Here is a 13,098-nt window from a genome sequence, read left to right as displayed (position 1 = left end):
CCGAGCGCTAGCGGAGGTACGCCTCCAGCGCATCGATGAACATCGCCGGCACGTCGAAGCCGGTCTGTTCGGTGATCTCCTGGAAGCAGGTCGGGCTGGTCACGTTGATCTCGGTCAGCGAGCCGCCGATCACGTCGAGGCCGATCAGGAGCAGGCCGCGTTCGTTCAGCACCGGGCCGATGGCTTCGGCGATGCGCCGGTCCTGGTCGGTCAGCGGCTGCGCCACGCCCTTGCCACCGGCAGCGAGGTTGCCGCGCACCTCGCTGCCCTGCGGAATGCGCGCCAGGCTGTGCGGTACGGCCTGGCCGCCGATCACGAGGATGCGCTTGTCGCCCTGCGTGATCTCGGGCACGAAGCGCTGGACCATGATGGTTTCGGAGCCGTTCTTGTTGAGCGTCTCGACGATCGAGCCGAGGTTCAGCCCGTCGGCCTTGACGCGGAAGATGCCCATGCCGCCCATGCCGTCGAGAGGCTTCAGAATGATGTCCTGGTGCTCGGCATGGAAGGCGCGCACCGCGGCCGCGTCGCGCGTGACCAGCGTGGGCGTCGTGTACTCGGCGAACTCCATGATCGCGAGCTTCTCGGGATGGTCGCGCAGCGCGCGCGGCCGGTTGACGACGCGCGCGCCTTCGCGCTCGGCCTGCTCGAGCAGGTGGGTGGCGTAGATGTACTCGGCATCGAAGGGCGGATCCTTGCGCATCAGCACGACGTCGAAAACATGCAGCGGGCGCTCGATCACGGCCTCTTCGCGGAACCATGCCTCGTCGCCGGTCAGCACGATCTCGCGCACCCTGGCGGTGACCGGCCTGCCGCGTTGCCAGTTCAGGTGTCGCGGCTCGCAGGCCGAGAGCGTGTAGCCGCGGCGCTGCGCCTCGCGCATCATCGAGAAGGTGGTGTCCTTGTAGATCTTGAACTGCTCGAGCGGGTCAGCGATGAAAAGGATGTGCATCAGGATGTCTTTCCGGCGATCGATGAGGAAGGGGCTGCTTCGGCAGAAGCGGGCCGAGCGTCTTGCTTGATCTTGCAGGCAGGTGCGATGTCCTTGCCGGCGAAGGGTTTGCCGCGGCCGAGCTGCTGGATGGCCGAGAGGCTCAGGTCCTTGAAGAATCGCATGGACGGCCTCGATGCCCTAGATCTCGATCTTCGAACCCAACTCGACCACGGCATTGTTCGGCAGCCCGAGGAAGCCCGCCGCTCCGCTTGCGCTGTGGTGCATCTGCGCGAAGAGCTTTTCGCGCCACGGCGCCATGCCGCTGCCGAGCGTGGGGATCACCACGTCGCGCGAGAGGAAGTAGCTGGTCGTCATCGGCTCGAGCTGGCAGCCGCGCAGGCGGGCGTGCTCCAGAGCGCGCGGCAGGTCGACGTCGTTCTTGAAGCCGTAGTGCACGACCACCTGCCAGCAGTGATGGCCGAGCGGCTCCATCTCGATGCGCTTGTCCATCGAGATCCAGGGCACTTCGTGGCTGCGCACGGTGACGAACAGGTTCTGCTCGTGCATCACCTTGTTGTGCTTGAGGTTGTGCAGCAGCGCATTGGGCACCACGCCCGGCTCCGCCGTCATGAACACCGCCGTGCCGTCGACGCGCGCCGGCGGGTTGACGAACACGGAATCCAGGAAACCGCGCAGGTCGATGGCCTCGGCCAGCTGCATCTGGCCCATGAGGCGCCGGCCTTCCTTCCAGGTCAGCATCAGCATGAAGATGGAGCCGCCGATCACGAGCGGGAACCAGCCGCCCTCGAACAGCTTCAACAGGTTGGAGGCGAAGAACAGGAAGTCCACCACGAAGAAGGCGCCGGTCGCGGCAATGCATAGCGCCAGCGGGTACTTCCATGCATAGCGGATCACGAAGAAGGTCAGCACCGTGGTGATCAGCATGTCGGTGGTCACGGCGATGCCGTAGGCCGCGGCCAGGTTGCTCGACGAGCGGAACATGACCACCGCCAGCACGATCGCGACGAACAGCCCCCAATTGACGAAGGGGATGTAGATCTGGCCGGCGGTGCGAACGCTGGTGTGCTCGATGTTCAGGCGCGGCAGGTAGCCGAGCTGGATCACCTGCCGCGTGACGCTGAAGGCGCCGGTGATGAGCGCCTGCGACGCGATCACCGTGGCGGCGGTGGCGAGCAGCACCAGCGGGATCAGGGCCCATTCGGGCGCCATCATGTAGAAGGGGTTCTTCACCGCCGACGGGTTCTCCAGCAGCAGCGCGCCCTGGCCGAAGTAGTTGAGCGTCAGCGCCGGCATCACGACCGAGAACCAGGCGATGCGGATCGGCCGCTTGCCGAAGTGGCCGAGGTCGGCGTAGAGCGCCTCGGCACCGGTCACGCACAGCACGGTCGCGCCGAGGATGATGAAGCTGGTGCCCGGGTTGTCCCACATGAAGCGCAGCGCGTAGTGCGGGCTCATGGCCTTGAGGATCTCGGGATGCGAGAGGATCTGCCACACGCCCAGCAGCGCGATCACGAAGAACCAGACCAGCGTGATCGGGCCGAAGAAGCGGCCGATGCCCGTGGTGCCGTGCTTCTGGAGCGCGAACAGGCAGAACAGCACGACCAGCGTGATCGGGATCACGTAGTGCTTGAAGTGCGGCGACACCACTTCCAGGCCCTCGACCGCCGACAGCACCGAGATGGCCGGCGTGATGACGCCGTCGCCGTAGAAGAGCGAGGTGCCGAAGATGCCGACGACCAGCAGCACCTGGCGCAAACGGGGCTTGTCGACCACCGCCTGCGAGGCCAGCGCCAGCATCGCGACCAGTCCGCCCTCGCCCTCGTTGTCGGCCCGCAGGACCAGCACCACGTACTTGAGCGAGACGATCACCGTCAGCGTCCAGAAGAACATCGACAGGATGCCGTAGACGTTCTCGATCGTGAAGGGAACGTGGCCGTGGCCGAACACCTCCTTGACCGCATACAGAACGCTGGTGCCGATGTCGCCATAGACGACACCGATGGCCGCAAGGATCAGCGCGGCAGAGGAAGATTTGGTGGGGGACACGGAGTCGATGAAAAGGGTGTCCGGCGTGACGCTGCACGCCCGGGCGCCTGGGCAGCTGGGTGCAGCCGCCGCGTCGCTTTCCGCCCTCTTGTTTGCGTTGCTGTGGGGTCGCTATTTTGCCGCCGCCGGAGGAGCCCGCAACACGTACTACGAAATCATTCGTAGATTTCGGCGTCCGGATCGGTCGCCTCGAGCTCGTAGCTGGCCGCCACCATGGCCAGCCGCCCGATCACGCCGTACATGTAGAAGCGGTTCGGGGCGCTCGCGCCGGGCTTGGCACCCGGTTGCGGTAAGTGCGCACTCTCCGAGAACGCCAAGGGCACGAAGCTCGCACCCGGGAGATTGAGGTTCTCGTCGGGGCTGCGCTCGGCATGCACGCGATAGAAGCCGCCGACCACGTAGCGGTCCATCATGTAGACCACCGGCTCGGCGACGCCGTTGTGCACGCGCTCGTTGGTCAACACGCCTTCCTGCACGATCACGTCGCCCGGCTCCTGGACCTCCCGGGTGGCGCTTTCGGTCTTGCCGCGCGGCTTGCGGCCGAGGGCCTCGAGATCCTTGACGTCGCGCACCGTCAGGACACCCATGCCGTGGGCGCCGTTGTCGGCCTTGACGACCACGAAGGGCTTCTCGTTGATGCCGTATTCCTTGTACTTGCGCCGGATCTTGGTGAGCAGCGCGTCCACGTGGCTGGTCAGCACGTCCATCCCCTGGCCCTCGGCGACGTTGACGCCGCTGGCGCGCGCATACATCGGGTTGATCAGCCAAGGGTCGATGCCCAGCAGCTTGCCGAAGCGCTTGGACACTTCCTCGTAGCTGTGGAAATGGTTGCTCTTGCGGCGCACCGTCCAGCCGGCATGCAGCGGCGGCAGCAGATACTGCTCGTGCAGGTCCTCCAGGATGCCGGGCGTGCCGGCAAGGAGGTCGTTGTTGAGCAGGATGGTGCAGGGGTCGAAATGCTTGAGTCCCAGGCGCCGCTTGCCGCGCACCACGGGCTCCAGGCACACGGTCTCGCCGTTCGGCAGCTCGATCTTCTTGGGCGACTTGATGGCCGGATCGATCGAGCCCACGCGCACGTTGAGCCCCGCCATGTGAAAAATCCGCACCAGCCGGGCCACGTTGGCCAGGTAGAAGGTGTTGCGCGCATGGTTCTCCGGGATCACCAGCAGGTTGCGCGCCTCGGGGCAGATCTTCTCGATCGCGGCCTGCGCGGCCTGCACCGCCAGCGGCAGCATCTCATCGGTCAGGTTGTTCCAGCCGCCGGGATAGAGGTTGGTGTCGACCGGCGCCAGCTTGAAGCCGGCATTGCGGATGTCGACCGAGCTGTAGAAGGGCGGGGTGTGCTCCATCCATTCGAGCCGGAACCAGCGCTCGATGGCCGGCATGGAGTCGAGAACGCGTTGTTCGAGTTCGTTGATGGGGCCGGTCAGGGCAGTGACGAGGTGGGGAACCATGCGGCGGCCTTGTTATGCGTGTTCTGCGACGAAAGGTGGAGTGGAATTGTAGGATTTGGGGGCGCCCGTTCGGATGACAAGCGGCGTCCCGATCCGCGTCACCTCTCAGCTCCGCACTTCACCCTGGCCCAGCACCACGTACTTGAGCGAAGTGAGCCCCTCGATGCCCACCGGCCCGCGCGCATGGAACTTGTCGGTGCTGATGCCGATTTCAGCGCCGAGCCCGAACTCGAAGCCGTCGGCAAAGCGCGTGCTCGCGTTCACCATCACGCTGGCAGAGTCGACCTCGCGCAGGAAGCGCTGGGCGTGCATGTGGTCGCGCGTGACGATGGCGTCGGTGTGGTGGCTCGAATAGCGGTTGATGTGCGAAATGGCCTCGTCCACGCCCTCGACCACCTTGATGCTGATGACGGCGGCCAGATACTCCTCCGACCAGTCCGACTCGACCGCGTCCACCACCCGGGCGCTCGGCGGGAGGGCACCGTCGGCGCGCAGGATGCGCGCCGCGACCGGGTCGCAGCGCATCTCCACGCCCTTGGCTGCGAAGATGGCGCCGATCTCGGGCAGGAAGCTCTCGGCCATCGAGGCCGCCACCAGCAGGCCCTCGGCCGCATTGCAGGGGCTGTACTTCTGCGTCTTGGCGTTGTCGACGATCTTCACCGCCATGTCGAGCTCGGCCGTGTCGTCCACGAAGACGTGGCAGTTGCCGTCCAGGTGCTTGATGACCGGCACCTTGGCCTCGCGGCTGATGCGCTCGATCAGGCCCTTGCCGCCGCGCGGGATGACCACGTCGACGAACTCGGGCATCGCGATCAGCTGGCCCACCGCCTCGCGGTCGGTGGTCTGCACCAGCTGCACCGCCTCCACCGGCAGGCCCGCCTCGGCGAGCGCCTCCGACACCAGCAGCGCGAGCGCCTTGTTCGACTCGATCGCCTCCGAGCCGCCGCGCAGGATCGCCGCGTTGCCGCTCTTGATCGCCAGGCTCGCGGCCTCGATGGTCACGTTGGGCCGGCTCTCGTAGATCATGCCGAAGACGCCGATCGGCACCCGCATCTGGCCGACGCGGATACCGCTGGGCTGCTGCTTCATCCCGATGACTTCGCCGATCACGTCGGGCATCGCGGCGAGCTGCTCGCAGCCCAGTGCCACGGTCTCGATGACCTTCGGCGTGAGCTTGAGCCGGTCGACCATCGGGGCCGAGAGGCCGGCCGCGGCGGCCCGTTCGATGTCGCGTGCATTGGCCGGGGCCAAGCCCTGCGCGCTCTCGCGCAGGCGCCGGGCCAGCGCCTTGAGCGCCTTGTTCTTGGTGGCCGCGGAGGCCTTGGCCATCAGGGCGGCGGCCGCCTTGGCCTGCAGCCCGAGGGTCTGCATGTGTTCGTTGACATTGAACGCGTTCATCGCCGCATTTTCCCACGCGAGCTGCGGGCCGGGCGGCAATGCGTGGAAACGCGGGGTTCCCGAAAGAGGAACGATCCGGGCTCAGCCGCGCGCCGGCGCCCCGCAGGCCCGGCACAGCATCAGCGCCAGCCGCTGCAGCGCCTGCCAGCCGCCGGCCGGCCAATCCGGCTGTTTCAGGCCCTTGACGATGCCGTCCACGGTGTGCGCGGCGCGCAGCATGCGGGCCAGCGCGCGATCGTCCAGCCGCGGCAGCACGCGCTCGAAGGCGCGCTCGCGCGGGCCCCAGATGCGGTTCTCGCGCAGCGCCATGGGCAGCGGCCGGCCGGCGGCCATCGCGTCCTTGACGCGCTTCAGCGCCCGGATGTCCTCGGCCAGCGTGTAGTGCACCAGCACCTCGGCCTCGCCTTCGGCCTGCAGGCCGTCGAGCATGCGCGCGACGCGCTGCGGATTGCCCCCGAGCACCGCCTCGGAGAGCTTGAACACGTCGTAGCGCGCCACGTTGTTGACCGCGCCTTCGACCTGCTCCCAGGACAGCTCGCCCTGGGGATGCAGCAGCGCGAGCTTCTGGATTTCCTGGTGCGCGGCGAGCAGGTTGCCTTCGACTCGGTCGGCGAAGAACTGCAGCGTGCGCTGGCCATCCTCGCCGCCCTTCACGCGCTGGCCCTGCTGCGCCAGCCGCTGCGCTATCCACTGCGGCAGCGCGGCGCGCTCGATGCTTTCGATCTGCAGGCTGATGCCGTTGTTCTCCAGCGCCGAGAACCAGGCGCCGGTGCGCGTGGCCTTGTCCAGGCGCGGCAGCATCACCAGCGTGAGGGTGCTGTCGTTGCCCTGTGCGGCTTCGGCGATCTGCTGCAGCGCGACGCTGCCGTCCTTGCCCGGCTTGCCCGAGGGGATGCGGATCTCGACGATCTGCCGGTCGGCGAACAGGCTCAGCGACCCGCCCGCGGCGAGCACCGCGCTCCAGTCGAAATGCGCGCCGGCCACGGTGTACGAGCTGCGCTCGGTGTAGCCCTGCGTGCGTGCCGCCGCGCGGATCGCGTCGGCCGCCTCCTGCGCGAGCAACGGCTCGTCGCCGTGGATGGTGTAGAGCGGCCCCATCCTCTTGGCGAGGTGTCCCGAAAGCTGAGGAAGAGTGAGTTGCACGACGTCAGTGCGGCGCTGTATCGGCCGCCGCCGGGCCGCCCCAAGGCGGCCGAGCCCACATGCTGCCGCCAGAGGCGTCAGCCCTTCGTTCCGTCCAAGGCTGCGCGGGCAGCCCTGGAGCCGCGGACTTCAGCCCCTCGGGGGGTGGCGAAGCACACGAAGTGGCAAGCCAGGGGGCCGTCGTCTGCATCAGAGGCTCTTGACGGCCGCGAGGCGGCGCATCGTCTGCTGGGCAATGTCGTTCTGCATGTCGCGGTACAGCAGCTCGGTCTCGCTCTCCTTGGCGAGGGCGGCGGTTTCGTTGTAGGTGATGTCTCGGAACTGCTCGATCTGCGTCGGCGCCAGCAGCTCCTTGCCTGCAGGCGTGCGCAGCCGGATCCGCATGACAAGGCGCAGCTGCAGCTCGCGCACCTGCCCCGCCGAATTGGTGGAAAGCACGACCGTGCCGCGGTTTTCCGACAGCACGTCCAGGATCGCATCGGCCCTCGCCTGTTCCTCGGGCGGCACCAGCTCGACGTTGCCGGCGGCACGAAACTGGCGGCGCAGCGAATTCACGAAGGCCGAGCTGCCCGGCACCGCCAGCGACTTGAAGGCGAAGACCGGCGCGCGGCGCAGCTCGAAGCCGCAGCCCGCGAGCGCGAGGGTGGCGACCGCGGCGGCGAGCAGGGCCCGGCGCTGACTGGAGGATGTATTCATGCCGCCCTTTTTCATACCACCACGTTGACCAGCCGCCCAGGCACCACGACCACGCGCTTGGGCACGGCGCCCTCGGCATGCTTGGCGAGCACCTCACTCGCCAGCGCGATCTTCTCGATTTCCTCCTTCGAGGCATTGGCCGGCACGCGCAGCGAGCCGCGCAGCTTGCCGTTGACCTGCAGCATCAGCTCGACTTCGTCCTGCTCGAGTGCGACCACGTCGACCGCCGGCCAGGGCGCGTCGAGCAGCGGGCCGTGCAGCGTGTCGTAGCCCAGCTGATGCCACAGTGCGTGCGTAATGTGCGGCGTGGCCGGGTAGAGGCAGCGCAGCAGGATGCCGAAGCCTTCGCGCACCGCCGCCCGGTCGCCCGTGCTGCCGTCGGACTTGAAGCCCTCCAGCGCGTTCAGGAGCTTCATCGCCCCCGAGACCACGGTGTTGTATTGCATGCGCTGGTAGTCGTAGTCGATCTGGCGCAGCACGGTGTGGACTTCGCGGCGCAGCGCCTTGGCCTCCTTGCCGAAGGCCGAGCGCGGGTCGACCGCGTCGATCTCCACCTCCGCGTTCTCCGCGGCAGCGACGGTCGCCGCTTCGAGCGCCACCCCGAAGTTCCAGACCCGGCGCAGGAAGCGGTAGCTGCCTTCCACGGCCGCGTCGTTCCACTCCAGCGTGGCTTCGGGCGGCGCGGTGAACATGGTGTAGAGGCGCGCGGTGTCGGCGCCGTACTTCTCGATCAGGTCCTGCGGATCGACGCCGTTGCGCTCAGTCTTGCCCATCTTGCCGACGCCGCCGTAGTCGACCTGCGTGCCGTCGGCCAGGGTGCCGCCGCTGATGCGGCCCTGCGCGTCGAGTACGGGCGTCACTTCCGAGGGCGGGAAGTATTCCTTGCCGGCCTTTTCGCTGCGCTTGTAGAAGATGTGGTTGAGCACCATGCCCTGCGTGAGCAGCTTGCTGAAGGGCTCGTCGATCTTCACCAGACCCAGGTCGCGCATCACCTTGGTCCAGAAGCGCGCGTAGAGCAGGTGCAGGATCGCGTGCTCGATGCCGCCGATGTACTGGTCCATCGGCATCCAGTAGTCCGCGCCCTCGGCCACCATGGCCTGGTCGTTCTTCGGGTCGCAATAGCGCATGAAGTACCAGGCGCTGTCGACGAAGGTGTCCATCGTGTCGGTCTCGCGCCGCGCGGCCTTGCCGCAGACCGGGCAGACCACGCCGGCATGGAAGCCTTCGTGCTTGGCCAGCGGATTGCCCGAGCCGTCGGGCACGCAGTCGGTCGGCAGCACGACCGGCAGGTCGCGCTCGGGCACCGGCACCGCGCCGTGCTCCTCGCAATGGATGATCGGGATCGGCGTGCCCCAGTAGCGCTGCCGGCTCACGCCCCAGTCGCGCAGGCGCCAGGTGGTCTGCATCTCGCCCAGGCCCTTCTGGCCGAGCGCATGCGCCACGGCCTTGACCGCCTCGGCGTAGGACATGCCGCTGAAGTTGTCGGAGTTGATGGTCACGCCGCGCTGCTTGTCGGCGTACCAGTCCTGCCAGCGGTGGTAGTCGAAGTGCGGCTCGTCGTCGACCAGCACCACCTGGATGATCTCGATGCCGTACTTGTTGGCGAAGGCGAAGTCGCGCTCGTCGTGCGCGGGCACGCCCATCACGGCGCCGTCGCCGTAGCCGATCAGCACGTAGTTGCCGACCCAGACCGGGATCGGCTCGTCGGTGATCGGGTGCCGCACGGAAAGGCCGGTGGGCACGCCCTTCTTTTCCTGCGTCGCGAGTTCGGCCTCGGTGGTGCCGCCGGTCTTGCATTCCTCGATGAAGGCGGCGACCTTCGGGTCTTTCTTCGCGGCATGCACGGCGAGCGGATGCTCGGGCGCCACGGCGCAGAAGGTCACGCCCATGATGGTGTCGGCGCGCGTCGTGAAGACGTACATGCGGCCGTCCTGGATCAGCTTGCCGTGCTCGTCCTCGATGTCATGGGGGAAGGCGAAACGCACGCCCTCGCTCTTGCCGATCCAGTTCTCCTGCATCAGCTTCACGCGCTCGGGCCAGCCCGGCAGCTTGTGCTGAGTGTGCTCGAGTAGCTCTTCGGCGTAGTCGCTGATCTTGAGGTAGTAGCCGGGAATCTCGCGCCGCTCCACCGTGGCGCCGGTGCGCCAGCCCTTGCCGTCGATCACCTGCTCGTTGGCCAGCACGGTCTGGTCGACCGGGTCCCAGTTGACCAGCTGCGTCTTGCGGTAGGCGATGCCTTTCTCGAGCATCTTGAGGAACAGCCACTGGTTCCACTTGTAGTAGCTGGGATCGCAGGTCGCGATCTCGCGGCTCCAGTCGATCGCCAGCCCCATGGCCTGGAGCTGGCTCTTCATGTAGCCGATGTTCTCGTAGGTCCATTGGGCCGGCGGCACGCCGTTCTTGAGCGCCGCGTTCTCGGCCGGCAGGCCGAAGGCGTCCCAGCCCATTGGCATCAGCACGTTGTAGCCGCTCATGCGCAGGTAGCGCGTGAGCATGTCGTTGATGGTGTAGTTGCGCACATGGCCCATGTGCAGCTTGCCGCTGGGGTACGGCAGCATCGAGCAGGCGTAGTACTTCTTCTTCCGCGCGTCCTCGGTCACGCGGTAGACATCGGCCGCCGTCCAGGCGGCCTGGGCAGCGGACTCGACGTCGCTGGGTTTGTAGCTGGGGTTCATTGGGCTTCAGGCAAGCCCGGCATCGGGCGGCCGGGGAATGCGGATTATCGCGGCAGAGGAAGCTCAAGGCTTCCTGGTGGCCGGCGCTTCGGTCACGAAGCCGATCCGGCTGAGCCCGGCCTTGTTCGCGATGCCCATCAGCTCGACCACCTTGCCGTAGGGCACGGTCTGGTCGGCGCGCAGCTGGACCTCGGTGTCGCGGCTGGCGGCGGCGGCCTGCCCGAGACGTGTGGCGAGCTCTTCGGTCGTCACAGCCTGGTCGTTGAGGAAGACCTTGCCCGCCGCATCCACCGCGAGACTCACGAACTTGGGGGTGTCGGCGGGCTGCCCGGCGTCGGTGCGCGGCAGGTCGAGCTTGATCGAGCTGGCCATCAGCGGGGCGGTGATGATGAAGATCACCAGCAGCACCAGCATCACGTCCACCAGCGGCGTGACGTTGATGTCCGACAGCGGCCGTTGCCCGCCGGCGCCGATCGCCCGCCCACCGGTGGCGGTGCTGCCGAGCGAGGTGCGACCGAAGGCCATGGGGCTGCCGCTGCTCCTAGACCGGCATCGGCCGCGCGGGCGGCAGCGGCGCTTCGCGCTGCGGCTCGTCGCCGAGCGCACCGAGCAGGTCGTGGGCGAAGCCTTCCAGCTCGGCCTCGATCCGGCTGACGACGCGGCCGAACACGTTGTACGCCAGCACGGCCGGAATCGCGACGGCCAGGCCGAAGGCGGTCATGATCAGCGCCTCGCCGACCGGGCCGGCCACCTTGTCGATGGTGAATCCGCCGCTTTCCCCGGCAATGCCCACGAGCGCGCCGTAGATGCCCCAGACCGTGCCGAGCAGTCCGACGAAGGGCGCCGTGGCGCCGACCGTGGCGAGCAGGATCTGCCCAGCCTGCAGGCGCCGCAGCGCGGCATGCAAGGCCTCGCGCAGCGCGCGCGTGAGGCGTTGGGCGCGGTCGACCGCGCCGCCGAGGGTGGCGGCATCGGACTTGGCGGCCAGGTCCCGGACCGCGCTCACGGCCGGCCAGACCAGCGCGGCGCGGTCGAAGGCCCGGAGCTTCTGCTCGGCGTCGCCGAGCGAGGCCGATTGCCAGAAGGCCGCGATGCTGCGCACCACGTCGCGCGTGCCGCCTCGCAGCAGCCAGGCCTTCCAGAGAATCACGACCCAGCTGGATACCGACATCAGGAGCAGCAGCGCGGCCACGGAGCGGCTGACGCCGTCGCCGTGGGTGAGCAGCTCCAGGACACTCATGCCGCGGGCCTGCCCTAGCGCAGGCCGAGCACGTCGAACATGTCGAACAGGCCGCTCTGCTGCCCGGCCAGGAAGCGCACCGCGCGCAGGCTGCCCTGCGCATAGGTCGCGCGGCTGGCCGACTTGTGCGTGATCTCGATGCGCTCGCCGGTGCCGGCGAACAGCACCGTGTGGTCGCCCACGATGTCGCCGCCGCGGATGGTCGCGAAGCCGATGCTGGACGGGTCGCGCGGGCCGGTGACGCCCTCGCGCGCATAGACCGCGCATTCCTTGAGGTCGCGGCCCAGCGCATCGGCGATCACCTCGCCCATCTTGAGCGCGGTGCCCGAGGGCGCGTCGACCTTGTGGCGGTGGTGCGCCTCGATGATCTCGATGTCGTAGCCGGTCGAAAGCGCCTTGGCCGCCATTTCGAGCAGCTTGAAGGTGACGTTGACGCCCACGCTCATGTTGGGCGCCATCACGATCGCGATGTCTTTCGCTGCCGCGGCGATCTCGGCCTTCTGCGCGTCGCTGAAGCCGGTGGTGCCGATCACGGCCTGCACGCCCAGTTCGCGGCACACCGCGAGGTGCGCCAGCGTGCCTTCGGGCCGCGTGAAGTCGATCAGCACCTGGGCGTCCTGGAGACCGTTGCGCAGGTCGGCCACGATGGGGACGCCGCTCGTGACGCCGAGAAAGGCGGCCGCATCGCTGCCGATCGCGGGACTGCCGGCGACATCGAGCGCACCGGCGAGGCGGCAATCCTGCGCCTCGCGCAGGGCCTCGATCAGCATGTGCCCCATACGCCCGGAAGCGCCCGCGACCGCAATGCGCCGCAGCGGGGGAATGGAGGAGGAGGAAGAGGAATCAGTCACGCGATTCAGCCTTGAAAAAGCGGGCCGGCGCGGCCGGCGCGCGCTAGCGCGATGCTTCGAGCGGGGGGTAGCTCGGCGGCAGCGGAGGCAGGGAGACGGAGGACGACTCGCCGTCCGCCTTCTTGTCCTTGGGCGGATCGAATTTCTTGAGCTGGTCTTCCGAGGCTTCCAGGGCCGGCACCTTGCCGCTGCGCTTGCGGGTGTCGAGCGCGGCGACGAATTCTTCTTCGCTGGGCATCGGGTCGCCTTCGAAACGTTCGAGCACTTCGCCATTGAAGAACACCGTCAGGCGGCGTTGCTGGGGCTCGACGCCCTGGCGCCGGATCGTGAAGACGTAGTCCCAGCGATTGGAATGGAAGACGTCGTTCAGCAAGGAGGTGCCGAGGATTTCGCGCACCTGCTGGCGCGACATGCCGGGCTTGAGCAGCTCGACCTGCTCCTTCGACACGAAATTGCCCTGGACCACCTCGACCTTGTAGGGCGTGATGGCATGCAGCGCATCGCGCGAGCGTTCGGTGACGCTGCTGCAGGCGCCGAGACAGAGGCTCCCAGCGACGGCGCCGACGAGCAGCCAGAGGCGGCGTTGTGGAATGTCAGGCATGGGCAAAAGGGCAAAGAGGGGTAGCGATATGATCGGGCCATT

The 13,098-nt window shown here is 67.7% G+C and carries 12 protein-coding genes; all 12 read right to left on the bottom strand.

Annotation, left to right across the window (positions count from 1 at the left end; all coding sequences use genetic code 11):
- Window positions 1-7: 7 nt before the first annotated feature.
- The 12 genes from gshB to AC3A6B_RS04495 all read right to left on the bottom strand — a co-directional run bounded on the left by gshB (window position 8) and on the right by AC3A6B_RS04495 (window position 13,056).
- Complete coding sequence (gshB, locus tag AC3A6B_RS04550; RefSeq protein ID WP_487835566.1) at window positions 8-949, bottom strand: glutathione synthase; 942 nt, start codon at window positions 947-949, stop codon at window positions 8-10.
- Window positions 949-1,113 (bottom strand): hypothetical protein, encoded by a 165-nt coding sequence (locus AC3A6B_RS04545; RefSeq protein ID WP_487835565.1) that lies wholly within the window; start codon window positions 1,111-1,113, stop codon window positions 949-951. The genes gshB and AC3A6B_RS04545 overlap by 1 nt, the downstream gene beginning before the upstream one ends.
- A 16-nt stretch (window positions 1,114-1,129) precedes the next feature.
- The gene (locus AC3A6B_RS04540; protein ID WP_487835564.1) at window positions 1,130-2,998 is read right to left on the bottom strand and encodes a potassium transporter Kup; all 1,869 of its coding nucleotides are present in this window, start codon (window positions 2,996-2,998) and stop codon (window positions 1,130-1,132) included.
- Window positions 2,999-3,153: 155 nt separating this feature from the next.
- Window positions 3,154-4,452: a glutamate--cysteine ligase gene (gene gshA / locus AC3A6B_RS04535; RefSeq protein ID WP_487835563.1), complete on the bottom strand. Its 1,299-nt coding sequence runs from the start codon at window positions 4,450-4,452 to the stop codon at window positions 3,154-3,156.
- Window positions 4,453-4,557: 105 nt separating this feature from the next.
- Window positions 4,558-5,850 (bottom strand): glutamate-5-semialdehyde dehydrogenase, encoded by a 1,293-nt coding sequence (locus tag AC3A6B_RS04530; RefSeq protein WP_487835562.1) that lies wholly within the window; start codon window positions 5,848-5,850, stop codon window positions 4,558-4,560.
- A gap of 81 nt (window positions 5,851-5,931) precedes the next feature.
- Window positions 5,932-6,993, bottom strand: a complete 1,062-nt coding sequence (holA, locus tag AC3A6B_RS04525; protein WP_487835561.1) for a DNA polymerase III subunit delta — start codon at window positions 6,991-6,993, stop codon at window positions 5,932-5,934.
- A gap of 189 nt (window positions 6,994-7,182) precedes the next feature.
- Window positions 7,183-7,689, bottom strand: a complete 507-nt coding sequence (locus AC3A6B_RS04520; protein WP_487835560.1) for an LPS-assembly lipoprotein LptE — start codon at window positions 7,687-7,689, stop codon at window positions 7,183-7,185.
- Between the two features lie 11 nt (window positions 7,690-7,700).
- A complete protein-coding gene (gene leuS, locus AC3A6B_RS04515) occupies window positions 7,701-10,364 on the bottom strand; it encodes a leucine--tRNA ligase (protein WP_487835559.1) in 2,664 nt (887 codons plus the stop codon).
- A gap of 63 nt (window positions 10,365-10,427) precedes the next feature.
- On the bottom strand, window positions 10,428-10,889 hold the full coding sequence (locus AC3A6B_RS04510; RefSeq protein ID WP_487835558.1) for an ExbD/TolR family protein: 462 nt from the start codon (window positions 10,887-10,889) through the stop codon (window positions 10,428-10,430).
- A gap of 16 nt (window positions 10,890-10,905) precedes the next feature.
- Window positions 10,906-11,604, bottom strand: a complete 699-nt coding sequence (locus AC3A6B_RS04505) for a MotA/TolQ/ExbB proton channel family protein (RefSeq protein WP_487835557.1) — start codon at window positions 11,602-11,604, stop codon at window positions 10,906-10,908.
- A 14-nt stretch (window positions 11,605-11,618) separates the two neighbouring features.
- Window positions 11,619-12,419, bottom strand: coding sequence for a 4-hydroxy-tetrahydrodipicolinate reductase (dapB, locus tag AC3A6B_RS04500; protein WP_487835719.1), 801 nt, complete (start codon window positions 12,417-12,419; stop codon window positions 11,619-11,621).
- A gap of 79 nt (window positions 12,420-12,498) precedes the next feature.
- The gene (locus AC3A6B_RS04495) at window positions 12,499-13,056 is read right to left on the bottom strand and encodes an outer membrane protein assembly factor BamE (RefSeq protein WP_487835556.1); all 558 of its coding nucleotides are present in this window, start codon (window positions 13,054-13,056) and stop codon (window positions 12,499-12,501) included.
- Window positions 13,057-13,098: the final 42 nt, after the last annotated feature.

Source organism: Variovorax sp. Soil_C_33 (genome assembly GCF_057656935.1).
Note: the sequence above shows the minus strand (reverse complement) of the source record. Positions and strands in the feature narration are given on the sequence as shown.